The following is a 24,962-nucleotide window of genomic DNA, read 5'->3' as shown; positions in this document are numbered from 1 at the left end:
CGTCACGGGGCCGTCTGTTACGTGACAAGAAACGCTTCCGGGGCTTCCCCGGCCCGATGCCGGTCGACCATGGCCCGCAGGGCCCGTTCGATGGCGCGTGCATATCGGGGGGTATCGAACAGCGGCTGGTCGTCCAGCGCCGCCGCCAGCCTGGCGCGGATGGCGCCGAGCGCGGCAGGGTCCGCCGCCAGGGCGATCGCCCGCGCCTCGAAGGTCGCCTGGCTGTCCACCACCATCTCCGGCAAGCCGACGGCGTCGAGCAGGCTGGCCGCGACGCGGCCGGCGAAGGCCTCGCCGATCCGGGTCAGCACCGGCAGGCCGGCGCCGAGCGCGTCGCAGGCCGTGGTGTGGGCATTGTAAGGCAGCGTGTCGAGGAACAGGTCGGCCAGCGCATGCCGGCCGAGATGGTCGGCATGGTCCACCCGCGCGGCCATCACCAGCCGCGCCGGGTCGATGCCGCGCGCGGCGGCCTCGGCCCTGAGGTTGCGGGTCGCGGCCGCATTCTCCTCGCGCAGCCAGAGCACCGAACCGGGCGTGGCGGCGAGGATGCGCATCAGCCCGTCGAACGCTTCGGGCAGGATCTTGTGGGTGTTGTTGAAGCAGCAGAAGACGATGCCGTGTTCGGGCAGGCCGAATTGTGCGCGGGTCAGCCCGCCGATGGTGATCTCGCGCAGATTGTCGGTCGGCATGAAGCTGCCCGGCAGGCGGACCACCTTCTCGGCGTAGAAACCTTCCGCGCCGGGCGGCACGGTGATGGTGTCGGCCAGGATATAGTCCATGAAGGGCGCGCCCATGGTCCCGGGATAGCCGAGGAACAGCGCCTGCACCGGTGCGATGCCCTGCGCGAACAGCGTGGTGCGCGAATCCCCCGTATAGCCGTTGAGGTTGATCGCGACATCGAGGTGAAGGCCACGCAGATGCGCGACCGCCGCGTCATCGGGCATGGCCGAGACATCGTGGAAGCCATCGACCGCGGCATGCAGCCGCGCCTGCACCGGGTCCCCGGTCATCCGGCCGAGCGAAATGGCGTGCACCTCGAAGGCGGTGCGGTCATGGAGTTCCAGCAGCCGCGCCAGCAGGTGGCCGACCGCGTGTTCGCGCAATTCGCCGCTTACATAGCCAATGCGGATGCGCCGCCCGATTTCGCCGAGGGGCAGGGCCGCGCGGCGCAGCGGCTGGTATTCGCGCGCATACTGGTTGGCGCAGCGCAGATGCAGCGCGGGGTCGTCGGCGATGCACAAAGCCTCGAAGGGCGGCAGGCGCTGCGTGCCATTGGCGAAGCCCGCGAGGATCGCCTGGCGCGTCGCCGCGGCATCGGTCCAGTCACACAGCCGCAGCCGGTTGAACATCAGCAGGGCCAGCGCGGCGTCGGGCGAGGACCCCGCCGGCAGGGCGGCGGCGCGGGCGAAGGCGGCGACCGCCCCTTCGGCATCCATGGCGGCCAGGCGGATATTGCCGCTGACCAGCTGCACCGACCGCGAGGCCGGGTAGAGCGCCGCCGCGCGGTCGAGCGTGGCCATAGCCTCCTCATGCCGGCGCAGGCCGCTGAGTGCGAGGCCGCGGCCGGTCAGGCCGCGCTCGAGGTCGGGCTGGTGACGCAGCACCTCGTCGAATACCTCGAGCGCCGGGGCGTAGTCGGTTAGGTTCAGCAGACCCTGCCCGAGCGTGGCCAGCACTTGCATCGTGGCGCCGCCGCGGCGCGCCGTCTCGCGCAGGAAGGCCACGGACTCGCTGTTGCGACCCAGCCGCTGCAGGGCGGCTCCGGCATGCGCTGCCGCGGCGACATGGGTGGCGTCGGTCTTCAAGGCGGCGGTGAAGGCGGTCAGCGCCTCCTGCGGGCGGTCCAGCGCCATCAGGCAGGTGCCGAGATTGTTGTGGAAATCCGCGTCGATGCCGTCGAAGCGGCGCATCAGGATGGTGCGGTAGACCTCCAGCGCCTCGGCATGGCGGCCGGCTTCCAGCAATGCATCGGCCAGGTTGAACTGCGCGAAGGCAAAGCCGGGATTGGCGGCGATGGCGCCGCGGAAGGCCTGTTCGGCTTCCGCCCTGCGGCCGAGGGCGCGTAGCGCATTGCCGATATCGTTCAGCAAGGCCGGTTCGCGCGGTGCGCGGGCGAGCGCGGCGCGCAGGTGCTTCAGCGCCTCGGCGGCGTCGCCCTTGGCGAAGAGCGCCAGGCCCAGCAGGCGGTTGACCTGGATGCCGGTGCTGTCCTGCGGCAAGGCGCGGCGATAGCACAGGATGGCTTCATCCAACTGCCCAGCCTGATGAAGCGCCATGCAGTGGCGAAGATCGACGGCGGCCGCCATCGGCAGTCCCTTTGGTTCGATGTCTCGTGCGGGGCCGGATGCGGCCCCCGCAAACGCGAAGGGCGGCAGGGTTTCCCCTGCCGCCCCCCGTTGCTTCCGACCCGAAGGATCAGAAGGCGAGGCGGATGCCCACCACGCCGATGTTGATCGTGCGGGTGTTGCTGCCGTTGAACGAAGCCAGCGTCGTGCCGGTGCCGCCAGTGTAGCGGGCGTTGGTCGGCTGCGCGGTCGGCACGTTCTCGTCGTTGATGTTGTTGTACAGGCCGAAGAGCACCAGACCCGGCGCCAGGTTGTAGGCAACGCCCACGCCCCAGAGCGACTGCGTACGGTCGGGCAGGTCGGTGAACACCGGCGCCGAAGCGGTACCCGTGCGGCGAACGCCGTTGCCCTGGTTGCCCTGGCCCCAGACGGCGCCGAACACAAGCGGGCCAACAGTGTAGGTCGCGCCGATCAGATAGTGATTCGAGCTGTCCACACCGGCGTTGACGGCGGTACGGCCGACCGAGGCGCCACGATACTGGCCCCAGGTGTATTCACCACCGAACGAGAAGCCGTAGCCCGTCAGCACGAGGCCGCCGGTGTAGGCGTACACGTCCTGCGGACGCGGGTTGCCGATGGCGCCGAGCTGCTGGCCGGCCGCGTTCTGCTGCGGCGGGCTCGCCCACATGCCACCGATACCGGCGATCACGCCCACCGGGCCGAAGGTGCCGCGGTAACGGACAGCGGCCGACATCTCGTTCTCGATGCCGAGACGGTCGCGCTGCGCCGAGGTGGTGCTGCCTTCGTTGTTGGTGCGCTCGCCTTCGCCGGAGTTGGCGGCGTAGGACAGGCCGAAGTCAAAGCCTGCGAACTGCGGCGAGAGGTAGATGACCTTCGTCGCGTCGTTGCCGTCGTTGATGCCCGACATGATGTAGGGCGAGCTGTCGGCCAGACCGGTCTGGACGATGAATTCGTCCCACTCGGCGTCGCCGCCGAGGGCCTGCGAGGCCGGCGCGCGAACCTGCAGCAGCGAGGCGGCGCTGTCTTCCTGACCGAAGCGGAAGGTGCCGAAGCCGTCGAAGCCGATGTAGCCGTACAGCTCATCGAAGGAGACGGTCGTGCCGTCACCCGCGGTGGCGACGACGTTGTCCATCTGCATTTCGAACACGGCGCCGTAGGTGATGCCGTTCGAGGTGCGACCGTCGACGAAGACGTTCAGTTCCGCGTCGTTGCGGAAGTCATAGCGCTGGCGGGAAGCGGCGTTGTTCACGCCGGTCACGCCGTTGCGGCTGCGCGCGCGATCCCAGTCGTCCTGGACCGCGGCGCCCGTGAAGGCGAAGTAACCGCCAAGGCGGATGGTCAGGCCACCGGCACCAGCCATCGCCGGCGTCGGCGCGGCCGTCACCTGCGTCGACGGAGCGGACGGGCCGACGTTCAGCGGGGTCGGGGCAACGCCAACGGTCCCAGGGGCCGTTTGCAGCGGAACGCCCTGACCAACCGCACCACCACCGCCACGCGTCGTCTGGGCGAAAGCCCCCGGCGCCAGCAGGGCGGCGCCGACAACAGCGGTCGTCCCCAGCAGAATCTTGCGCATTCTAGTCCTCCTCATCGCCGGCATACCGGCAGTTCCGACGGCCGCCCTGCCCCCCCGGACAGGGTCCGCCGCCGCAATCCCCCAAAAAGGGAGAACGACGGCGTCTGGCCTGGGCCGGACTATGTCCTGGCACCGCCGCGCGCGGCAACCGCGCAGTCACCCCCGCCGCGACTTACCTGAGACAGTGTGGCGGGGGGGCAACAGCCTGTGGCGCGAGGCCGTCGATCGCCGCAATCCCGGCCGCCCGTCCGGGCACCCGCGCCACGGTCGCCACAGCCACCCCGCCGAGGGCCACGGCCGGCAGCCGCAGCCGGCGAGCCGCCAGCAGCCAGCGCAGCGGCCCGAGGGCCGGCGCCCCGGGGTGGCTGCGCGTCGTGAACAGCGGCGATAGGAAGGCGAGGTCGGGCCGCAGCCGACGCGCCCGTGCCGCCGAGGCCGCGCCACCATGGGCGGCGATGGTCAGCGCCGTGCCCGGCGCGCCGGCCCGACGCGCCAGGAGAAAGGGCAACAGCCCGGCCGTGCTGCGGCGATCGGGCACATGCAGCCCGGCCCGCGCCGCCAGCGCCGCCCGGCCGTCCCCGGCGACCAGCAAGGCGAGCCCACGCCGCCGGGACAGGGCCGCGAGGCGCGCCCGCACTCCCGTCGACGCCTCGCGCGCCAGCACCCCCGCCCCGCGCGGCAACCGCGCCGCCGGTGCCACCGGATCCGGTAGCCGGACCGGGTCTGTGACCAGCCACAGCGCCGGTAGCCGCCGCCCGCGCCGCGACGGGGGCGTGAGGCGGCGGGCCCGCGCGGCCAGCGCGGCGGCATCATGCATTCGACGGATTCCGGTTGGCGCCGATCTGCCCTAGCCTTGCCATGCCATGTCCTATGCCACCGAGATTTCCGCCAACCTGGCAGCGATACGCGCCAGGATTGCCGAGGCCTGCCGCCGCGCCAACCGCGCTCCGGAGGAGGTGACCCTCGTCGCCGTCTCCAAGACCCACCCGCAGGAGGCGGTGCTCGCCGCGCTCGCCGCCGGGCAGACCGTGTTCGGCGAGAACCGGGTGCAGGAGGCCGAGGGCAAGTTCCCCGCGCTGCGCGCCGCTCACCCCGGTTTGCGCCTGCATATCATTGGTGGCTTGCAGACCAACAAGGCGCGCGACGCGGTCGCCCTCGCCGATGTGATCGAAACCATCGACCGCCCCAAGCTCGCCGCCGCCATCGCCGCCGCCATGGCCAAGGAAGGGCGCCGCCCGGATTGCCTGGTGCAGGTCAATACAGGGGATGAGGCGCAGAAATCCGGCATCCCGCGCGCCGAGGCCGATGCCTTCATCCGCGCCGCGCGCGACGACCACGGCCTACCGGTCACCGGGCTGATGTGCATCCCGCCGGTCGAGGGCGACCCGCGGCCGCATTTCGCCTTCCTGCGGGACTTGGCGGCCCGGCACGACCTGCCGGTGGTCTCGATGGGTATGAGCGGCGATTTCGAGGCGGCGATCGCCGAGGGCGCCACCCATGTCAGGATTGGCACGGCGATCTTCGGACATCGGCCGGCGCCGGCCTGACGCCGGGGCACACCGATTGCACCGCCGGCGGGGAGACGACGGTGTCGGCGACGCAACGGAGAATGGGCATGTCGGACATATACGCGGCGCGCGGTTACGGCAGCCGCAAGCAGGGCTTCGGCGCCAAGCCGGGCCTCGTGGTGGTGGATTTCCAGCGCGGCTTCACCGACCCCGCCTTCCCGATGGCGGGCGCGCCGATGGTGGATGCCGCCGTGCGCAACACGGTGCCGCTGATCGAGGCTGCCAAACGCGCGGGCCTGCCGGTCATCGCCTGCGTCAACGGCTATTTCAGCGCCCGCGCGGCGCCGCATTGGAAGGCCGACCCGGTCTATGACCTGCTGGCCGGCACGCCATCCGTCGAACTCGACCCGCGCATCGCCGCGGCCGGGCCGGATGTGGTGCTGATGAAGTCCGCACCCTCGATCTTCTTCGCTACGCCGGCCGCCGCCATCCTGACGAAGGAGCGGGTGGACACCGTGATCGTGACCGGCTGCATCACCTCCGGCTGCGTGCGGGCGAGCGTTATCGACGCCTTCTCCCTCGGCTTCCGCGTCATGGTGCCGGGCGATTGCGTGGGCGACCACGACCAGGTGGCGCATGACCAGAACCTGCTGGATGTGGACCGCCGCTATGCCGATGTGATCGACGGCGCGGCGGCGATCGCGGCCATCGAGGCGTGGCGCCAGGCCAATGACCGGCCTTGACGTGCCCGCGCCGAAGCGGGATCACGCCCGCCCCACAAGTATGATGGTCCTGTGCCATGAGCCGCGTTTTCTCCGGCATCCAGCCTTCGGGCGTGCCCACCCTCGGCAACTACCTCGGCGCCATCCGTAACTGGGTGCCGCTGCAGGACACGCAGGAGGCGATCTACTGCGTCGTCGACCTGCATGCGATCACGCAATGGCAGGACCCGGCCGATTTGCGCCGCCAGACGCGGGAGATGGCGGCCGCGCTGATCGCCTGCGGGCTCGACCCCAAGCGGTGCATCCTGTTCGTGCAGTCGCATGTGCGCGCGCATGCCGAACTCGCCTGGATCTTCAACTGCGTGGCACGGCTCGGCTGGCTGAACCGCATGACGCAGTTCAAGGACAAGGCCGGCAAGAACCAGGAAGCCGTCTCCTCGGGGCTGTATGTCTATCCGAACCTGATGGCGGCCGACATCCATGCCTATCACGCGACCAAGGTGCCGGTCGGCGATGATCAGAAGCAGCATCTGGAACTGGCCAACGACATCGCGCAGAAGTTCAACCACGATTACGGCGTGGACTTCTTCCCGAATATCGAGCCGCTGATCCAGGGCGTGGCCGCACGCGTCATGTCGCTGCGTGATGGGTCCAAGAAGATGTCGAAGTCGGACCCGTCCGACCAGTCGCGCATCAACCTCACCGACGATGCCGATACCATCTCCCAGAAGATCAAGCGGGCGAAGACCGACCCGGAACCGTTGCCCGAGCACATGGCGGGCCTCGAAGGCAGGCCGGAGGCGCGCAACCTGGTCGGCATTCTCGCCGCCATCACCGGCACCCTGCCGGAGAATGTGCTGCGCGAGCATGGCGGGCAGGGTTTCGGCGCGTTCAAATCCACTCTGGCCGATGCGCTGATCGCGCATCTCTCGCCCATCGCGGCGGAGATGAAGCGGCTGTTGGAAGACCAGGCGGCGCTCGATGCCGCGCTGCGGTTGGGTGCGGACCGGGCGAGCGCGATCGCCGAGCCGATCGTGGCGAAGGCGCGCGATATCGTGGGCTTCCTGCCCTCGCGCTGAGGCGGGGCTTGCGCGGCATCAAGGCGCGTGGCGGGCCAGGGGACTAGATGACGTTCTGAGGGGGAACAACCCTTTCGGGAGACAACGTCATGCAACGCAGAACCCTGGCCCCGCTGGCCGCCGCTGTTCTTCTCGCTCCTGCTACGCAAGCCTCCGCGCAGTCCGATCCCACCATCGTGCGGGTCGCGCTGCTCGACGTCACCGCGATCGGCGGCCACGGGCCGGGACCGGGTGGTCGCGGCATGATGGGCGGCTGGGGCGCCGGGCCGCCGCAAGGCGATGGCTGGTTCCGCGGCGGTCGAGGTTGGATGGGCCAGGGCATGATGGGCATCGGCATGATGTCCATCCGCACCGACCACGGCGACGCCAAGACCGGCCCGTTGCGCTTCGAAGTCACCAACTGGTCCCGCAGCACCCTGCACGAGATGCTGATCATCGCGGTGGACCATGCCGACGCGCCGCTGCCGTATGATGCCGCCGCCGGCCGCGTGCCGGAGAATCAGGTGCGGATGCTCGGCGACACCGGCGACATGCAGCCCAACGCGACGAAGACGCTCGACGTGACGCTCGCGCCGGGGACGTATCTGCTGTTGTGCAACCTGCCTGGCCACTACGCCGCCGGGATGGTGACGCCCTTCACCGTGACGCGGTAACGCCGCGCGGTCAGTCGAAGAACCGGTTGCGTGGCATCTCCAGCCCGAGATGGCCGCGCAGCGTGGTGCCGGTGTATTGCGTGCGGAACAGGCCGCGACGCTGGAGTTCCGGCACCACCTCGTCGACGAAGCCGTCGAAGGCGCCGGGGAACCAGGCGGGCAGGATGTTGAAGCCGTCCGCCGCGCCGGTTTCGAACCATTCCTGCAAGGTGTCGGCGATGTCCTCGACCGTGCCGGCGATCACCCAATGCCCGCGCGCCGCGCCGGTCAGGTTGTGCATGTCGCGCCAGGTCATTCCCTCGCGCCGCGCCTTGGAGAGCATGGCGCGGGCGAAGCCGTGCGAGGTGTCGGGCAGCGGCAGGTCCGGCACAAGGTCATCGAGCGCGAAGCCCGACACATCGACGCCGAGGCGCGAGGAAAGCAGCGACGCCGCATTGGTGGCATTGACGAAGGATTGCAGCTGGTCGAGCACGTCGCGCGCTTCCTGCCGCGTGCGGCCGAGGATGGGCATGACGCCGGGCAACACCGCGATCTCCTCCGGCCGCCGGCCGAAGCGCGGCATGCGGTCCTTCAGCGACCTGTAGGCGAGCCGCGCTTCCTCGATGTCCTGCACCACGGAGAATACCACGTCGGCGGTGCGCGCGGCGAGTTCCAGCCCCGGTTCCGACGACCCCGCCTGCAGGATGATTGGTCGCCCCTGCGGGCAGCGGCCGATGTTCAGCGGTCCCTTCACGTTGAAGAATTCGCCCACATGATCGAGCGCGCGCATCTTCGAGGCATCGATGTAGCGACCCGTGTCGCGCTCGGCGACGATGGCGCCGTCATCCCAGCAATCCCACAGCCCCATCACCACATCGACGAATTCCTCCGCCACGCGGTACCGCGCGTCATGCGGCGGATGGTGGCGCCCGAAATTCGGTGCCGAGCGCGGGTTGGACGAGGTCACCGCGTTCCACGCTGCACGCCCGCTGCTCAGATGGTCGAGCGAGGCATAGAAGCGCGCCACGTTGAACGGTTCGGCATAGGAAGTGGACATGGTGGCGCCGAGGCCGAGATGTGTCGTCGTCGCGGCGAGTGCGGCGAGCATGGTGATCGGCTCGAATCGCGCGGTGAAGGAGGGGTGGTCGTTCGGCCCGGCCTGCAGGCCGTCGCCGAGGAACAGCAGGTCGAACAGGCCGCGTTCGGCGATGCGCGCGATGTGCTGGATCACCGGCAGGGACTGGAAGGAATCATAGGCGCCCGGCATGCGCCAGCCGGCGATGTGGTTGCCGGTGCCAAGGACGAAGACGCCCAGATGCATCTGCCGCTGCGCCATGGTGCCCCCTTCTGCCGCGTGCGCCGCAGGGTGAGCGCAGCGCGCGGTTCCGGCAAGACGCTGCGTCGTCACTGGCATATGCCTTGCAACCGCGTATCGTGATACGCTTTGGCGACGCACCGTGACGTGCCGCCGACGCGCATCACGCTGCGCGCCGCCGCCGGGGCATCGCGCTGTCTCGGAGTGACCGCGATGCTCAGCTTTCGCCCTGCCCTTGCCGCCGCGCTGTTGCTTGCCGGCGCGTCGTTGCCCGCCACGGCGCAGACGCTGCGCATCGCCTTCAAGGCGTCGATGGACGGCACCGACCCGCACCAGACCTTCACGCCCAACCGCAACGCACAGCTGCATGTTTGGGAGACGCTGCTGACGCAGGACGTAACGCTACGCCCGCAGCCGCTGCTGGCGGAATCCTGGCGCGCCATCGACCCTGTTACCTGGGAATTCAAGCTGCGCCGCGACGCGGTGTTCCATGACGGCACGCCCTTCACCTCGGCCGATGCCGCCTTCTCGATCACACGTGCCCGCGCGGCGACCGGCCCGCGCACCTACGCCGCCGCGGTGCGCAATGTCGCCGCGGTGGAAACACCCGACCCCTACACGCTGATCGTGCGTACCACCGTGCCGACGCCCCTGCAGCCGGACTTCCTGGTGGCGATCGCGATGGTGAGTGCGACGGCGGCAGAAGGTGCGACGGATGCCGATTTCAACGGCGGTCGAGCGGCGATCGGCACCGGCCCCTATCGCTGGGGCCGCTGGACGCCGTCGCAGGATGTCACCTTTGAGCGCAGCCCGACCTGGCGCGGCACGCCCGAGCCCTGGGCTCGCGTGCAGATCCGCTTCGTGCCGAATGACAGCGCGCGCGTCGCCGCGCTGCTCGCCGGCGATGTCGATTTGATCGACAATGTGCCGACCGGCCTGTTCCAGCGCGTCCGTGAGAACGCGAACACGCAGCTCGTGCTCGGTAATTCGGTGTTCACCTGGTACTTCTACCTCGACGCGATGAGCGCCCAGGTGCCCAACATCACCGGCGCCGACGGCCAGCCCTTGGCCGTCAACCCGCTGCGCGACGTGCGCGTGCGCCGCGCCATCTCCCACGCCATCAACCGCGAGGCGATCGCCTCGCGCGTGATGGAAGGTGGCGCGACGGCGACCGGGCAGATCGCCCCACCGGGCCTGATCGGCCATGTGCCGAACCTGCCCGTGCCCGCCTATGACCCGCCGCGCGCCCGCGCCCTGCTCGCCGAGGCCGGCTATCCGCAGGGCTTCACCATGACGATCCACTGCACGCAGGACCGCTTTGCCGGCGATGCGCGCAGCTGCCAGGCGATCGGCCAGATGCTGACCGCCATCGGCATCCGCACCGTCGTCGAGGCGCTGCCGATGCCGATCTATCTGCGTCGCAGCGCGACCTTGACCTCCGGCGGCGCGCCCGAACTCACCGCGCATCTGGCGATGTTCGGCTCCTCCTCCGGCATGGCGAGCGAGGGGCTGACCGCGCTGCTGCGCACGCCCAACGCCGCGCGGGCGCATGGCGGCTGGAACCGCACGCGCTTCTCCAATGCCGAATTCGACGCCATGCTCGACCGCTTGGACAGCGAATTCGACCCGGCCACGCGCGAAGCCCTGACGCAGGACGCCATCCGCTGGGTGGCCGACCAGGTGCCCCTGGCGCCGGTCTTCCATGTCGGCGCGTCCTGGGGCCTGCGGCGAGGCCTCACCATGGCGCCGCGCGCCGACCAATACACGATGGCGACAGAGGTTCGTCCGACCCCATGAAGCAGCTCCATCTCGGCGCCTTCTTCTTCACCCCCGGCAGCCATTCGGCCGGCTGGCGCCATCCACTCGCGGTCGCCGACAGCGACATGTCCTTCGCGCATTACGTCCATATGGCGCAGGTGGCCGAAAGCGGTTGCCTCGACTGCGTGTTCTTCCAGGATACGGTGGCGGTGAATGGCACCGCCAATCTCGACGGTGCCGGCCCGTGGCGGCCGGCCATGGGCCGCCAGGTATTTCCCGAGCCGGCGACGCTGATCGCCGCCCTCGCGCCGGTGACGAAGCACATCGGCTTGGTCGCGACGGCGACCACCACCTACAATGACCCCTACACCATCGCGCGGCGCTTCGGCTCGGTGGACCACATCAGCGGTGGCCGCGCGGGGTGGAACCTGGTCACCTCGCAGATCGAGGACGAGGCCGGCAATTTCGGCTTCGACCGTCACCCCGACCACGCGAACCGCTACGAACGTGCCGAGGAATTCTTCGACGTCTGCGCTGGCCTCTGGGATTCCTTCGAGGACGGTGCCTTCATCCGCGACAAGACGTCGGGCCGCTACCTCGATCCGTCGAAGGGCCACATCCTCAACCATCAGGGGGAGTTCTTCCGGGTGCGCGGGCCGCTCAACCTGCCGCGCACGCCGCAGGGCCGGCCGGTGATCGCGCAGGCGGGGTCATCGGGTGACGGGCGCAAACTGGCGTCGCGCGTCGCCGACATGATCTTCACCGCGCAATCCGTGCTGTCGGAAGGCAAGGCCTTCTATGACGAGCTGAAAGCCCGCGCCGCCGCGCATGGCCGCGACCCAGACCATGTGAAAATCATGCCGGGCTTCATGACCATCCTCGGCGAGACGAAGGACGAGGCGGAGCAGATCGCCGGCGAACTCGGCGAGATGATGGAGGAAGCCAACGCCATGCGCCTGCTGGCGCGGTTATGCGGCGACCTCGACATCCACGCCTACCCGATCGACGGGCCATTGCCGGACCTGCCGCCGTCCAACGCCGCGCGCGCGCGTCAGGAACACCTGATGGCGAAGGCCCGCGCCGAGAATCTGTCCATCCGCCAGGTCGCGCGCTACCTCGGCACCTCGCTCGGCCATCAGCTCGTGGTGGGCACGCCGATGCAGGTGGCCGATACCATGCAGGCATGGTTCGAGGCTGGCGCCTGCGACGGTTTCACCCTGCTGTTCCCCTTCTACACCAAGCCGCTCGAGGACTTCGTGCGGCTGGTGGTGCCGGAATTGCAGCGCCGCGGGCTGTTCCGCACGGCGTATCCGGGGACGACGTTGCGGGAGAGCCTGGGCATTCCAGTGCCGGCGAACCGCTTCGCCGCGGGATAGAGCCGAACGCATCACGATGCGCGGCCGGGCGCGGTGCGGGCCCGCGCCGAATTCGACCGGCCGGGAAGTGCTCTACCCCCCCGGCAGCCAGATCCGGAAAGTGGTCCCCACCCCTTCCTCGCTCTCGATCGCCAGCGTGCCGCGGTGCCGGTTGACGATGTGCTTGACGATCGCCAGCCCCAGCCCCGTCCCGCCCGCGCTGCGCGAGCGCCCCTTGTCCACCCGGTAGAAGCGCTCCGTCAGCCGGGGAATGTGTTCGCGCGGGATGCCCGGCCCGTCATCGGCCACGGCGATGACGATGCCCGGCCGCCCGTCGCGGCTGGCACCCTGCGCCACCGAGAGCCGCACCTCGCCGCCCTGCCGCCCATGGCGGATCGCGTTGTCGAGCAGGTTGCGCATCACCTGGCCGATCTGGTCGGCATCGGCCGGTTCGGCGATCGCCTGCGCCGGCAGATCAAGCGCCAGCGACACCTTGCGCGCAGCGAGGATCGGCGCCAGCGCCTCGGCTTCCGACCGTGCGACGGCCGCCGCATCGGCCCGCCCGGCCGGTGCCTGGTGTTCCGACACCTCGATGCGCGACAGGCCGAGCAGGTCGTCGATCAGCCGGCGCATGCGGTCGGCCTGCTCGGCCATGATCTGCAGGAAACGCTGCTGGGCGACGGGGTCGTCGGCCGCCGGGCCACGCAACGTTTCGATGAAGCCGATCAGGCTGGCGAGCGGCGTGCGCAATTCGTGGCTGGCATTGGCGACGAAATCGGCGCGGGTGCGTTCCACCGCGCGTTCGCGCGTGCGGTCCGAGAGCAACACCAGCAGCCGCCCTCCATCGGCCAGCGGCGGGTCGAGCGGGATGGCCTGCGCCACCAGGTCGCGCGGCATCGGCACCGGCAAGGCTAGGTCGGCGATGGCCGGGTGGCCGCTGGCCAGGGCGCGGCCCAGCGCCTCGGCCAGGGCCGGGTGGCGCAGCAGCACGGCGACATCCGCCGGCGCCGTGCCGCCACCCTGCGGCGCGCCCAGGGCGTCGCGCGCCGCGCGATTGGCCCGCAGCGGGACGCGATCGGCCGAGAGCACCAGCAGCGGGTCGGGCAGCGCCTCGATGATGGCCGCATCGGCGCGGCGCATCCGCTCCACCAGCGCGCCGCGCTCCGCCAGGCTGCGCGCCAGCCGCGTGACCCCGTCGGCGACATCCTGCACTGAGGGCAGCAGCGGAGTGACCGGCAGGTTCGGCACGTCGCCGCCCGCGGCTGCGGCACGGATGCCGGCCGCGAGGCGTGCCAGATTGCCCAGCCAGATGCGCGCCACGACGGCGGCCGAGACCACGGTGGCGAGCAGCGCGGCGAGACCCGGCCGCGGCGCCAGCGCGCCCGTTGCCATCATCAGCAGCAGCGCCGCTGCCGGGACCAGGGAGATGACGATGATCGAGCGCAGCCAGGCGCCGCGATGCGGAGCGTCACCGGTCACGGCGGTGCCCGCCCGGCTCGGCCGGTGCGCTGGCCGGAACCCGCCACGTCAGGGTCACGGTCAGGAGCCGGCGCCGCCCGGCTGCGGCGCGGCTTCGACCATGCGTGGCTCGCCCATCGCCTCGACCGAGAACAGCGCCAGGCCGCGCTGCACAATGCCGTTGGGCTGCAGGCGGATCGGGCCATCGACGCCGTCGAACACCTCCCCCGTATTGGGACCGGCCTGGCCGCGCGGGGTCAGGACAACGCGCGTGGCGACGCCGGCCGCGTCATAGGCGACGCCGGCCAGGCGCGGCGGGCGCTCGCTGAAGGCGCCTTCGTAGCGGGCATCGAAGGTGGCACGGGCGCGCGGGTCCGGCGCGGCGAACAGGGCACCCTGCAGCGCGACCTCCTGCCCCAGGCTGTCATCCTGCGCCCACAGCGCGTGGCCGAGGATGCGCGGGGCCGGGTTGGTGAGCCCGGCCGGCGCCAACGCTGCGGCCATGGCGCGCGCCGCTGCGCCGGTGCTGCCCAGCATCACCGCGTCGAGCCCACCCGGCGCCCGCGTAGCGAGGTCCTGCGCCACCGAAGCCGGGCTGGCGCGCGCGGCGTGCAGCACGATGACAGGGTCCTGCAGGTTCCAGGTCGACGCCTCTGCCCGCATCGCGGCGGCCAGGGCGCGGCCGAAGGCGCCATCCGGCGCGACCAAGGCGAAGCGCTGCGCACCGGCCGATTGCGCGGCGCCCATCACACGGCGCACCTGCTGCGCCGGCGTCACGCCCAGCGTCCAGACGCCCGGGCCGGCCTGCGCCGAATCATTGGTGAAGGCGAGGACCGGGATGCGCGCGGCGCGGGCCGGGCCGGAGGCGGCGGAGGTTTCGGAGGCGGTCAGCGGGCCGACGATGACGCGCACCCCAGCCGCGGCGGCGCGCCGGGCGGCCTCGGCCGCGCCGGAGGTGGTGCCGCCGGTATTCATGGGCAGGAAATCCACCGTGCGGTTGCCGCGTTCGAACAGGGCCAGTTCGGCCGCCTGTTCCATTGCCGTGCCGAGCGGCGCCTGCGGCCCGGACAGCGGCAGCAGCAGCGCGATGCGCGAGCGCGGCGGTTCCTGCAGTGGCTCGCGTGAGCCGAGACTCGGCCCGGAGACTTGCGGGGCGCAGGCCGCGAGGCCCACAAGAACCGCGAGGACAGGCAGGGAGGTCGGGCGTGGGAGCCGAAGGCGAGACAGTAGGGACACGATACGAGGATCCTCCCGCTGATCCGGCCGGCCGGCCAGCCCTGGTGCTTGTCGCGACGCCGATCGGTAATCTCGGCGACCTGTCGTCACGGGCCCTGGCAGCGCTCCGGGACGCCGATGTCGTGCTGTGCGAGGACAGTCGGGTCACCGGCGGCCTGCTCGCGCGGCAAAGCATCGCGGCGACCATGATCCCCTTGCACGATCACAATGAGGCCGCGCAAGCCCCACGGCTGATCGAACGCATGAAGTCGGGCGAGCGTTTCGTCCTCGTCTCCGATGCGGGGACGCCGCTGGTGAGCGATCCGGGCTACCGGCTGGTGCGCGCGGCGATCGAGGCGGGGCTGACGATCTCGGCCGTACCGGGACCGAATGCGGCGGTGATGGCGCTGTCGCTCTCCGGCCTGCCGCCGCACCCCTTCCTGTTCCTGGGCTTCCTGCCGCCGCGAGGCGGGCCGCGGGCGGCGGAACTCGCCCGGCTGCGCGGGGTGGAACGGGCCGGGCTCGCGGCGACGCTGATCTTCTACGAGGCGCCGCACCGGCTCGCCGAGACGCTGGCGGCGATGGCCGAGGCGCTGGGCGCGGACCGCCCGGCGGCGGTGGCGCGCGAATTGACCAAGCGGTTCGAGGAAGTGCGCCGCGGCACGCTGGGCGACCTCGCGGCGCATTACGCGGTGGCGGAAGCGCGGGGCGAGATCTGCATCGTCATCGGCCCGGCTGCCGAGGAGGAAGCCGCCGGGGCCGAGGAGCTGGACGCGCGGCTGCGCGCCGCAATGGCCGCCGGGATGAGCCTGCGCGACGCGGCGGCGAGCGTGGCTGAGGCGACCGGGCTGAAGCGGCGGGATGTGTATCGCCGGGCGCTGGAGATCGGCGACGTGTCGCCGCGTTGAGGCAACAGCCCGGGTGAAAGTGGCGCCGGGCATTTCGCTGCCTCACCAGCCAAACAATCAGGCAGATCGTGTCGCACGATGGCAGCCGACGGGTGCTTGGACCCCGGCCGGCGGGAGACGGCCAGCGCCGCGGCCGGTCAATCCGGCGCCTTCGGCACCATCCGTCCAATCCGCCGCCCGCCAAAGATGTGGACGTGGAAATGCGGCACTTCCTGGCCGCCATCCTCGCCCATGTTGGTCAGCACGCGGTAGCCGCCGGCTTCGAGGCCGAGATCCTTCGCCACGCTAGCGACCGCCCGCCAGAAGCCGGTGATCTCGGCCTCGGTGGCGCTGGCGCCGAAATCGGCGATCGAGACGTAGCGCCCCTTCGGGATCACCAGGACGTGAACCGGTGCCTGCGGGTTGATGTCGTGGAAGGCAAGGGCATGAGCGTCGTCATGCACGCGCTTGCATGGGATTTCCCCGCGCAGGATGCGGGCGAAGATGTTGGCGTCGTCATAGGGCGGCAGGCCGGACACGGACATGGGGTGCTCCTTCGTGCAGGGCCGCATCCTCGCCGGGTGCGGCCGTCGCGCAAGGGTGTCAGGGCAGCTTGGTGGTGCCCGCCGCGCGCAGGATGCCGCGCGGCCGCGAGGCCTTCTCGGCAATACCGGAGATGCCCTGCCGGCGCGCCAACTCGCCCCAGACCTCCTGCGGCTGGATGCCGGCATCCACCCAGACCACCATCAGGTGGTAGAGCAGGTCCGCACTCTCCAGCACGGTCGCCGCGCGGTTGCCGGTGGCGGCCTCGATGACGCATTCCACCGCTTCCTCGCCGAGCTTCTGAGCGACCTTGGCGGTGCCGCGGGCGAGCAGCCTGGCGGAATGGGAGGTCATGGTGTCGCGCGACTGCCGCCGCTCCTCCACCACCTGCCACAGCCGGTCGAGGATGGAGGCCTCGGCGCCGGCGATGGCCGGGGCAAGTGGGGCGAGCATGCGCTTTTCCGCCTTGCGCAGCACCTTGGGCAGCTTGGCCTTGGCCGCGGCGCGCGTGGCTTTCGGCACCGCGGCCGGCAGCGGCACCTTAGGAGTCTTGGGTGTTTTGGCCACGGCGGTCTTGGCGGTCTTGGCGGTCTTGGCGGTCTTGGCGGTCTTGGCGGTCGACTTCTTGGTCACGACCCTCTTGGCGGTGTCTTTCTGCTTGGTCGCCTTCGCCATCACGCAACTCTCCTGCTCGGCGGGGCGTGGCGCACCGGCAGCCCGGCGGCGGCGAGCGCGGCCTTGGCATCGGCGATGCGGAATTCCCCATAGTGAAAGACCGAGGCGGCGAGCAAGCCGGTCGCCCCGGCCCGCGCGCCATCCACGAAATGTTCCGGCGTGCCGACGCCGCCCGAGGCGACGATGGGCAGGCGGATGCCCGCGCGCACCGCGCGGGTCAGCGGCAGGTCGAACCCCTGCTTGGTGCCGTCGCGATCCATCGAGGTGAGCAGGATCTCGCCCGCGCCGAGGGATTCCACCCGCTGCGCCCAGGCCACGGCGTCGATGCCGGTGCCGCGCCGGCCGCCATGGGTGAAGACTTCCCAGCCCTCGCCGCCTTCCTTCCGGCGGGCGTCGACGGCGACGACGATGGCCTGGCTGCCGAAGGTCTCGGCGCAGCGGCGCACCAGCTCGGGGTCGGCGACGGCGGCGGAATTGATCGAGACCTTGTCGGCGCCGGCCAGCAGCAGGCGGCGGGCATCCTCCACGCTGCGCACGCCGCCGCCGACGGTCAGCGGGATGAAGACCTCCGCGGCGGTGCGCGAGACGACGTCGAGGATGGTGTCGCGGTTCTCGTGGCTGGCGGTGATGTCGAGGAAGGTGACCTCGTCGGCGCCCTCGGCGTCATAGGCGCGGGCCTGCTCCACCGGGTCCCCGGCGTCGCGCAGTTCGACGAAGTTCACGCCCTTCACGACGCGACCGTCCTTCACATCGAGGCAGGGGATGACGCGCAGCGCGAGCACAGTGGCGGATGACCTTTCGATTTGTAGGCAATTCGGCGCCTGTGACAGGCGACACTTCCACCGCAAGCGAGTGCGGCGGAATGATGGGTCAGGTCAAGTGATGCCATGACGTCAAAAGGACAAGTCTGATGCGCGGGATCGGCGTGTTGGAAGACGGTTTCGTCTTCACCGAGGCGGAGCTGGAACGCGGGGCGCCGCGCTTCTGGTGGGGGCTGCGCAGGCGGGCGGCCTATAACCGGGTGCTGGCGCGGCGGGGGATGTCGCGGCGGGACCGCGATGAGGTTGAGCGGGACGGCACGTCATCGGACAGCGACGATGCGACGGTTGCCATCGTCTCGGGCGCCGCGGCGGCGGTCATGATGATGGAGGGAGGCGAGAAGAAGACCGAGACCGGCGGGTCGTGGTTCGGGTCATGGGGCGGCGGCGGCGACAGTGGTGGTTCATCCGACGGCGGCTCGTCTGACAGCGGTGGCTCATCCGACAGCGGGTCTTCGGACAATGGCGGGTCGTCGAACGATTAGGGCGCCGTGGCCAGCGCCGGACCCGCAACGCCCCGCCATCCCGAATACTGTCGCCGGCCGGCCGGAGAAAGCTGCGGCCTCGGCGTCGTTTCAGGCCGCCGCCAGCGCCGCCTTCGGTTCGATCCGCCCATCATACAGCGCGCGGCCGATGATCGCGCCCTCGATGCCGGCCTGCGCCGCGCGCAGGGCGACCAGATCTTCGATCCCTGCCACGCCGCCAGACGCGATCACCGGCAGGGACACCGCCCGCGCCAGGGCGGCCGTCGCCTCCACATTCACCCCGCCGAGCATGCCGTCCCGCGCGATGTCGGTGTAGATCACCGCCGCCGCGCCGGCGCCCTCGAAGCGCTGCGCGAGGTCGGTCGCGGAGACGTCGGAGGTCTCCGCCCAGCCTTCCGTCGCGACCATGCCGTCGCGCGCATCGATGCCAAGCGCCACGCGGCCAGGGAAGGCGCGGCAGGCCGCGCGGGCGAAATCCGGGTCCTTGAGCGCGGCGCTGCCGAGGATGATGCGCGTTACGCCCGCCGCCAACCAGGCTTCCGCCACCGCCATGGTGCGAATGCCGCCGCCGAGCTGCACGCGTGCGCCCGGCACGGCAGCCAGGATGGCGCGCACCGCCGCCGCATTGGCGGGCTTGCCGGCGAAGGCGCCGTCGAGGTCCACCACATGCACCCAGGAGAACCCGGCCGCGATGAAGGATGCCGCCTGGGCGCCGGGGTCCTCGGCATAGACCGTGGCCTGGTCCATTTCCCCGCGCTTGAGGCGCACCACCTGCCCGCCCTTGAGGTCTATGGCGGGATACAGCGTCAGTGTCATGCTGGTGCGTCCGTGCGCGGCGCTCAGCGCCCCGTCATGATCCGTTCGACGAGCTGCTTCACGCTGGGGACGAAGCCGTTCGAATAGAACGGATCCTGCCCGAAGCGGTAGGCGTTGTGGCCGGCGAACATCAGGTTCTTCTCCAGCGCGCCGTCATGGGCGACATCCTGCAACGTCTTCTGGATGCAGAAGCTGCGCGGGTCGGCCTTCTTGCCGTTGGAATATTCGGGCTCGTGCTGCGACCAGTTGCTGAAGCGGCACTGGGAGAGGCAGCCCATGCAATCCACCTGATCCTTCAGGATCTCGCGCGCATTCTCGGGCGTGACGAAGATCAGGGTATTGTCCGGCGTGCGCATCGCCTCGATGAAGCCCTCGGCCTCCCAATGGTTGATGCGCGCGAGGTCATGCGGCGTGACATAGACGATGCGCTTGCGCGGGCCGACGCCGTATTCGGCAAGGTGATCGCCGATCGGCTCACTGGTGAAGGCGACCTGGCGCTCGTTGCGGTCCTCGAGTTCCTGCAGGAATTCGTTGCGCACGGCGGAGCTGTAGAAGCCGGTCGGGGAGAAGGGCTGCAACAGCACGTCGCCGGCCTTCAGCGTGACCAGCCGCTGCTTCCAGGCGTCCGAGATCGGGCTTTCCTGCGTCAGCAGTGGGCGGGTGCCGAACTGGAAGGCGATCGGGCCGAGTTCGGGATTGTCGATCCAGTGCTCCCATTCCTCCAGCCACCAGACGCCGCCGGCCATGATGATGGGCGTGTCGTCCAGGCCGAATTCGCGCATCTGCTGGCGCAGCTTCAGCACGCGGGGATAGGGATCCTCGGGGACCTTCGGGTTCTCGGAATTCGACAGCCCGTTATGGCCGCCGGCGAGCCAGGGGTCTTCATAGACCACGCCGCCGAGCCATTCGCGGGTCTTGTGGTAGGCGCGCTTCCAAAGCGCGCTGAAGGCGCGGCCGGAGGAGACGATCGGGTAGTAGTGCACGCCGTAGTCGCGCGCGATGTCGGCCAGGCGATAAGGCATGCCGGCACCGCAGGTGATGCCGTTGATCAGCCCCTTGGCGCCTTCGAGCATGCCGCGCGCGACGCGCTCCGCTCCGCCCATTTCCCACAGGATATTGGCGTGGATGCGGCCCTTGGGGCCGGCGATGTCGCGGGCGCGCTTGGCCTGGGTGATGGCGCCGTCGATCGCGTAGCGGACGAGTTCCTCGTGCCGGTCGCGGCGGGTCTTGCCGTGATAGACCTGCGGGATGACCCGGCCATCGGCGTCATAGGAATCGGCATTCACCGCGGAGAATGTCCCGACGCCGCCGGCGGCGGCCCAGGACCCGCAGGTCTCGCCGTTCGATACTGCGACGCCCTTGCCACCTTCGACCAGGGGCAGGACGTCCACGCCGCCCATGCGGATTGCGTTGATGGCCTTCAAGTGACGGGCGCTCCCGGGAACGTCATGACGATGACGAGTATATGGCACCGCCCGGGGCCGCTGTGCAGGGTCCCGGGCGGTACTTGGTTCGGAAGTTACTCGGCGGCCTCGCCACCACGCGGGCGGCGGTCACGCCGCTCGCCGCGCTCGGGCCGGTCGCCGGCATCGTCGCGCGGGCGGCGGGCGCCGACCTGCTCGGTGATGTCCGCGCCCGTCGCCTGGTCGACCACGCGCATGGACAGCTTCACCTTGCCGCGCTCGTCGAAGCCGATGACCTTGACCTTCACCTGGTCGCCTTCCTTGACGATGTCGGAGGTCTTGTTCACGCGGTCCTGCGCCAACTCGGAGATGTGGACGAGGCCGTCCTTGGCGCCGAGGAAGTTCACGAAGGCGCCGAATTCGGCGGTCTTCACGACTCTGCCATTGTAGATCACGCCGATCTCGGGCTCGGCCACGATGCCGCGGATCCAGTCGATCGCGCGCTGCGCCGCCTCGATCGAGGTCGCCGCCACCTTGATGGTGCCGTCGTCCTCGATGTCGACCTTGGTGCCGGTCTGCTCGGTGATCTCGCGGATCACCTTGCCGCCGGAGCCGATCACGTCGCGGATCTTGTCCTTCGGCACGTTGATCACGGTGATGCGCGGGGCGGTCGCCGCCACGTCGCCGCGGTGGCCAGTCAGGCCCTTCGCCATCTCGCCCAGGATGTGCAGGCGGCCGTCCTTCGCCTGGTCCAGGGCGATCTTCATGATCTCGAAGGTGATGGACGTGATCTTGATGTCCATCTGGAGCGAGGTGATGCCCTGCTCCGTGCCGGCCACCTTGAAGTCCATGTCGCCGAGGTGATCCTCGTCGCCCAGGATGTCGGACAGCACGGCGAAGCCGCGGTCTTCCTTGATCAGGCCCATGGCGATGCCGGCGCAGGGGCGCTTCAGCGGCACGCCGGCATCCATCATCGACAGCGAGGTGCCGCAGACGGTGGCCATCGAGGAGGAGCCGTTGGATTCCGTGATCTCGGACACCACGCGGATGGTGTACGGGAACTTCTCCTTCTCCGGCAGCAGCGGGTGGATCGCGCGCCAGGCGAGCTTGCCATGGCCCACTTCACGCCGGCCCGGGGAGCCCATGCGGCCCGTCTCGTTCACCGAGTAGGGAGGGAAGTTGTAGTGCAGCATGAAGTCTTCGCGGTACTCGCCCGCGAGGGCGTCGATGATCTGCTCATCCTGGCCGGTGCCGAGCGTCGCGACGCAGAGCGCCTGCGTCTCGCCACGGGTGAACAGCGCCGAGCCATGCGCGCGCGGCAGCACGCCCACTTCCGACATGATCGGACGGACGGTCTTGGTGTCGCGGCCATCGATGCGCAGGCCGGTGTCGAGGATGTTGTTGCGGACCACATCCGCCTCAAGCTCCTTCATCAGCCCCTTGGCGGAGGCGACGTCGGCACCTTCGGCTTCCAGCGCCGCGACCACGGCCTTCTTCACTGCGCCAACCTTGTTCTGGCGGACCAGCTTCTGCGTCTCGGTGTAGGCGACTGCCATGTCGGCGCGGCCGAGTTCCGAGATGCGCGCCTTGAGCGCCTTGGTCGCGTCGGACTCCTCGGGAACCGCCCAGGGCTCCTTCGCGGCAACTTCGGCCAGTTCGATGATCGCCTGGATCACCGGCTGGAACGACTTGTGGCCGAATTCCACGGCGCCGAGCATGACGTCCTCGGTCAGCTCGCTGGCCTCGGATTCCACCATCAGCACGCCCTCGGCGGTGCCGGCGAGCATCAGGTCGAGGGTGCTTTCCTTGCGCTGGTCGGCGGTCGGGTTCAGCACGTACTGGCCATTGATGTAGCCGACGCGGGCGCCGGCGATCGGGCCGAAGAAGGGAATGCCCGACAGCGTCAGGGCGGCGGAGCAGCCGACCATCGCCACCACATCGGCCTCGTTCTCGAGGTCATGCGACAGCACCGTCGCGACGACCTGCACCTCGTTGCGGAACCCCTCGGGGAACAGCGGGCGGATCGGGCGGTCGATCAGGCGGGAGGTCAGCGTCTCGAATTCGGACGGCCGGCCCTCGCGCTTGAAGAAGCCGCCCGGGATCTTGCCGGCGGCGTAGGTTTTTTCCTGGTAGTTCACAGTGAGCGGGAAGAAATCCTGCCCCGGCTTCACCGAACGGGCGCCGACCGCTGTGCAGAGCACGATGGTGTCGCCAAGGCGCGCCACCACGGCGCCGTCAGCCTGGCGGGCGATCTTGCCGGTTTCCAGCACCAGGGTCTTGCCGCCCCAGTTGATTTCCTTGCGGAAGTAGTTGTCGAACATCTGTCGTCCTCTCGGGTGCGGCGCCATCGGGCGCCACACGGTCCATGCCCGCCCGACCTTCGCGGGCGGCAGCACGGTAGATGGGGCCCCCAAAGGCCCCGGAATGCGATGCGGAGGGCAGGACAGCGACAGTCCAGGGGTCCAGGATGTGGATCCGGGTGCTCGGCGTCTCGGGCGGCATGGGGTGGGCCCATCGCGGGTTACGCGACGGGAAGGCCGCCCATGTGGCCGGAAACGCCGCGCCGGTCCGATCGAAGGGTCCCGCGGCTTTCACTGTCAGCCCACCGCAGTCGCGGCGATTGGCGCGCCAGCATCGGGCCGGACATCGCCGGGCGCCCGTATGGCGCGGTTCTGGCTAAAACACCACCGCTATCTGTGGGGCAGCGCCAGGATGGAGGGGCTTTGCCCCTCCAGACCTCCCCACCAAAGGCCTAAGAGGCCGTCTCGAAAATCGCCTCGAGGCGATTTTCGCAGTCCGGCACAGGCCCGCACCGCAGGCCGGTTTGGGTTCCGGAGCGGGACGGGAAAGGCAAGTTCGTTGAATTCGCACACTTTAGGATTTTGGACTTTTAAGCTGCTTTGCGCCGGGTGTGCGGCAGGCACGGAGGCCGCTTGATTTTGTGAACATAGCAGGAACAGAAATCAGGATCCAGTGCCGGATGCCTCACACCAGCGGCCGCGTTCGACGATTGGTGGAGGAAGGTTGGAGGGGCGCCGCCCCTCCAAACCATCCCGCCAAATGCCCGGGGCATTTGGAATGCCATCTTCTGGTGCTTCGCACGGAACGCATGCTGTGGCCGCGGCGCGCGCTTCGTGCGCAACGGCAGGCTTCGACGCTCATTGCAACCACGGCGCCCGACGCCAAATCGAGGTTTCCAAAGGCCCTTAGGCCTTTGGTGGGGAGAGTCCGAGAGGGGCAAGGCCCCTCTCGGTTCCACCGAACAGTTTACAGAGCCGGTGGCATCGGCTGGGTCGGGTGCGGCCCTCGCCCGCTAAACCCTGCCCGCCCGCAACCGCTGCACCAGTTCCTGGTTGAAGGCCGCGTAGCCCTCACCCACGAAGGCGAGCTTCTCCCTCAGCAGGCCATGCGCCTCGGCCAGCCGGTGGAACGGGATGAAGGGGTAGAGGTGGTGTTCGGCATGAAAGGGCATGTTCCACATCAGCAGCCGCACCGCCGGATGGGTCATCATGGTGCGGGTGTTGGTCAGGCCGTTGGCGTCCTCCGAGCAGCCGGTGTGCTCGGCCAGCAAATAGAGGCGCAGCACTGGCTGGCCCAGCAATTGCGGCCCGATCCAGTAGAGCAGCACCGCGCCCCAGCCGAACATCAGCCCGGCCAGCACCGCCAGCGCCACGGTCAGCGTGGAGGAGGCGCGCACCGAGGCGATCACGCGCGGCGCCGTCGCGTCATGCAGGAAGGCGCCATAGGCCGACATGTCGCCGCGCCAGGCGCGCACCCAGACCTCGATCCGGGCCTTCCAGTGGAAGAAGCCGGTCGCCCGCAGCAGGTAGCCGGCCAGTGTCGTCGGCGGGCCGGGATAGGCCTCCGGGTCCAGCGCCGGGTCCTGGGTGTGCTTGTGATGCGCCAGGTGGAACTGCTGGTAGAAATGCCAGTTGTGCAGCGCCGGCAGGCCGGCGATCCAGCCCACTACCGCATTGGCGCGGCGCGACTTGAACGCGGTGTAGTGCGAGGTCTCGTGGAAGGGCGCGAAGAGCGCGGCCTGCACGATGCCCATCACCAGCATGGCCGGCAGCACGAGCAGGCCGGGTGCGACGGCGATCAGCCCGCCACTGCCCAGGATCAGGGCAAGATGCAGCGCGGCGCGGGCAGCCCCGCGCGCGTCGGAGCGAGTGTTCAGATGCATCATCTCGCGCGGCTTCGGCGCGATGGCGGTGGCGGTCACGGGCCAGATCTCCATACGGCCCGGCGGGGCCGGGGCGGTCCTGCCAAGCAAGCTTCGCGCCGCCGGGACGGCCGCGGGAGCATCATCACACGCCCGATGCCAAGGGTCCTTAGAGCCCATCCGGGAAGTTCCGATTCATGCTGAGGGCATTGCTGCCAGTCGGCGGAGCATGATGCGGATCATGGCCATGCG

At 69.9% G+C, this 24,962-nt stretch carries 21 protein-coding genes; 8 read left to right on the top strand and 13 right to left on the bottom strand.

Features of this window, described 5'->3' with window-relative positions; all coding sequences use genetic code 11:
- Positions 1-17: 17 nt before the first annotated feature.
- From IEY36_RS17915 to IEY36_RS17905, 3 genes are all read right to left on the bottom strand, one after another.
- On the bottom strand, positions 18-2,306 hold the full coding sequence (locus tag IEY36_RS17915; RefSeq protein WP_188969199.1) for a tetratricopeptide repeat protein: 2,289 nt from the start codon (positions 2,304-2,306) through the stop codon (positions 18-20).
- A gap of 109 nt (positions 2,307-2,415) precedes the next feature.
- The gene (locus IEY36_RS17910) at positions 2,416-3,879 is read right to left on the bottom strand and encodes a porin (protein WP_188969197.1); all 1,464 of its coding nucleotides are present in this window, start codon (positions 3,877-3,879) and stop codon (positions 2,416-2,418) included.
- A gap of 172 nt (positions 3,880-4,051) precedes the next feature.
- A complete protein-coding gene (locus IEY36_RS17905) occupies positions 4,052-4,696 on the bottom strand; it encodes a thiamine phosphate synthase (protein ID WP_188969195.1) in 645 nt (214 codons plus the stop codon).
- A gap of 46 nt (positions 4,697-4,742) precedes the next feature.
- Between IEY36_RS17905 and IEY36_RS17900 the strand changes: the two genes are divergently transcribed.
- From IEY36_RS17900 to IEY36_RS17885, 4 genes are all read left to right on the top strand, one after another.
- Positions 4,743-5,426, top strand: a complete 684-nt coding sequence (locus IEY36_RS17900; RefSeq protein WP_188969192.1) for a YggS family pyridoxal phosphate-dependent enzyme — start codon at positions 4,743-4,745, stop codon at positions 5,424-5,426.
- Positions 5,427-5,494: 68 nt separating this feature from the next.
- A complete protein-coding gene (locus IEY36_RS17895) occupies positions 5,495-6,130 on the top strand; it encodes an isochorismatase family protein (protein WP_229681399.1) in 636 nt (211 codons plus the stop codon).
- 56 nt (positions 6,131-6,186) lie between these two features.
- A complete protein-coding gene (gene trpS / locus IEY36_RS17890; RefSeq protein ID WP_188969190.1) occupies positions 6,187-7,188 on the top strand; it encodes a tryptophan--tRNA ligase in 1,002 nt (333 codons plus the stop codon).
- An 89-nt stretch (positions 7,189-7,277) separates the two neighbouring features.
- Positions 7,278-7,841 (top strand): hypothetical protein, encoded by a 564-nt coding sequence (locus tag IEY36_RS17885; protein ID WP_188969188.1) that lies wholly within the window; start codon positions 7,278-7,280, stop codon positions 7,839-7,841.
- A gap of 10 nt (positions 7,842-7,851) precedes the next feature.
- On the opposite strand, the gene IEY36_RS17880 is transcribed toward IEY36_RS17885, so the two are convergent.
- Entirely contained in the window at positions 7,852-9,156 is a 1,305-nt protein-coding gene (locus IEY36_RS17880; protein ID WP_188969186.1) for an LLM class flavin-dependent oxidoreductase, read from the bottom strand.
- A 108-nt stretch (positions 9,157-9,264) separates the two neighbouring features.
- Between IEY36_RS17880 and IEY36_RS17875 the strand changes: the two genes are divergently transcribed.
- Together IEY36_RS17875 and IEY36_RS17870 are read left to right on the top strand one after the other, a co-directional pair.
- Positions 9,265-10,932, top strand: coding sequence for an ABC transporter substrate-binding protein (locus tag IEY36_RS17875; RefSeq protein WP_188969184.1), 1,668 nt, complete (start codon positions 9,265-9,267; stop codon positions 10,930-10,932).
- Positions 10,929-12,269 carry an LLM class flavin-dependent oxidoreductase gene (locus tag IEY36_RS17870; RefSeq protein WP_188969182.1) on the top strand — a complete coding sequence of 447 codons (1,341 nt, stop codon included), beginning with the start codon at positions 10,929-10,931 and terminating at the stop codon, positions 12,267-12,269. The genes IEY36_RS17875 and IEY36_RS17870 overlap by 4 nt, the downstream gene beginning before the upstream one ends.
- Before the next feature lie 72 nt (positions 12,270-12,341).
- On the opposite strand, the gene IEY36_RS17865 is transcribed toward IEY36_RS17870, so the two are convergent.
- Together IEY36_RS17865 and IEY36_RS17860 are read right to left on the bottom strand one after the other, a co-directional pair.
- A complete protein-coding gene (locus IEY36_RS17865) occupies positions 12,342-13,727 on the bottom strand; it encodes an ATP-binding protein (protein WP_229681398.1) in 1,386 nt (461 codons plus the stop codon).
- A 60-nt stretch (positions 13,728-13,787) separates the two neighbouring features.
- Entirely contained in the window at positions 13,788-14,942 is a 1,155-nt protein-coding gene (locus tag IEY36_RS17860; protein ID WP_188969180.1) for a penicillin-binding protein activator, read from the bottom strand.
- Between the two features lie 41 nt (positions 14,943-14,983).
- Between IEY36_RS17860 and rsmI the strand changes: the two genes are divergently transcribed.
- Complete coding sequence (rsmI, locus tag IEY36_RS17855; protein ID WP_229681433.1) at positions 14,984-15,829, top strand: 16S rRNA (cytidine(1402)-2'-O)-methyltransferase; 846 nt, start codon at positions 14,984-14,986, stop codon at positions 15,827-15,829.
- A gap of 137 nt (positions 15,830-15,966) precedes the next feature.
- On the opposite strand, the gene IEY36_RS17850 is transcribed toward rsmI, so the two are convergent.
- The 3 genes from IEY36_RS17850 to hisF are packed head-to-tail and all read right to left on the bottom strand — an operon-like array spanning position 15,967 to position 17,808.
- Entirely contained in the window at positions 15,967-16,353 is a 387-nt protein-coding gene (locus tag IEY36_RS17850) for a histidine triad nucleotide-binding protein (protein WP_188969176.1), read from the bottom strand.
- A 58-nt stretch (positions 16,354-16,411) separates the two neighbouring features.
- On the bottom strand, positions 16,412-17,026 hold the full coding sequence (locus IEY36_RS17845; RefSeq protein ID WP_188969174.1) for a phosphoribosyl-ATP diphosphatase: 615 nt from the start codon (positions 17,024-17,026) through the stop codon (positions 16,412-16,414).
- Positions 17,026-17,808 (bottom strand): imidazole glycerol phosphate synthase subunit HisF, encoded by a 783-nt coding sequence (gene hisF / locus IEY36_RS17840; RefSeq protein WP_188969172.1) that lies wholly within the window; start codon positions 17,806-17,808, stop codon positions 17,026-17,028. Before hisF ends, IEY36_RS17845 begins: the two co-directional genes overlap by 1 nt.
- 128 nt (positions 17,809-17,936) lie before the next feature.
- Here hisF and IEY36_RS17835 point away from each other — a divergent pair, with 128 nt between their 5' ends.
- Positions 17,937-18,329, top strand: coding sequence for a hypothetical protein (locus tag IEY36_RS17835; RefSeq protein ID WP_188969170.1), 393 nt, complete (start codon positions 17,937-17,939; stop codon positions 18,327-18,329).
- 90 nt (positions 18,330-18,419) lie between these two features.
- Here IEY36_RS17835 and hisA read toward each other — a convergent pair whose 3' ends face one another.
- The 4 genes from hisA to IEY36_RS17815 all read right to left on the bottom strand — a co-directional run bounded on the left by hisA (position 18,420) and on the right by IEY36_RS17815 (position 24,770).
- Complete coding sequence (hisA, locus tag IEY36_RS17830) at positions 18,420-19,145, bottom strand: 1-(5-phosphoribosyl)-5-[(5-phosphoribosylamino)methylideneamino]imidazole-4-carboxamide isomerase (protein WP_188969168.1); 726 nt, start codon at positions 19,143-19,145, stop codon at positions 18,420-18,422.
- A 23-nt stretch (positions 19,146-19,168) separates the two neighbouring features.
- Complete coding sequence (locus IEY36_RS17825; RefSeq protein ID WP_188969166.1) at positions 19,169-20,569, bottom strand: NAD(P)H-dependent flavin oxidoreductase; 1,401 nt, start codon at positions 20,567-20,569, stop codon at positions 19,169-19,171.
- Positions 20,570-20,664: 95 nt separating this feature from the next.
- Positions 20,665-22,869 carry a polyribonucleotide nucleotidyltransferase gene (gene pnp / locus IEY36_RS17820; protein WP_188969160.1) on the bottom strand — a complete coding sequence of 735 codons (2,205 nt, stop codon included), beginning with the start codon at positions 22,867-22,869 and terminating at the stop codon, positions 20,665-20,667.
- A 992-nt stretch (positions 22,870-23,861) separates the two neighbouring features.
- The gene (locus IEY36_RS17815; RefSeq protein ID WP_188969158.1) at positions 23,862-24,770 is read right to left on the bottom strand and encodes a fatty acid desaturase; all 909 of its coding nucleotides are present in this window, start codon (positions 24,768-24,770) and stop codon (positions 23,862-23,864) included.
- Positions 24,771-24,962 lie beyond the last annotated feature (192 nt).

This window comes from Neoroseomonas lacus (assembly GCF_014644535.1).
Taxonomy (GTDB): domain Bacteria; phylum Pseudomonadota; class Alphaproteobacteria; order Acetobacterales; family Acetobacteraceae; genus Neoroseomonas; species Neoroseomonas lacus.
The sequence above is the reverse complement of the archived record's forward strand: the minus strand, read 5'-3'. Positions and strand labels throughout refer to the sequence as shown.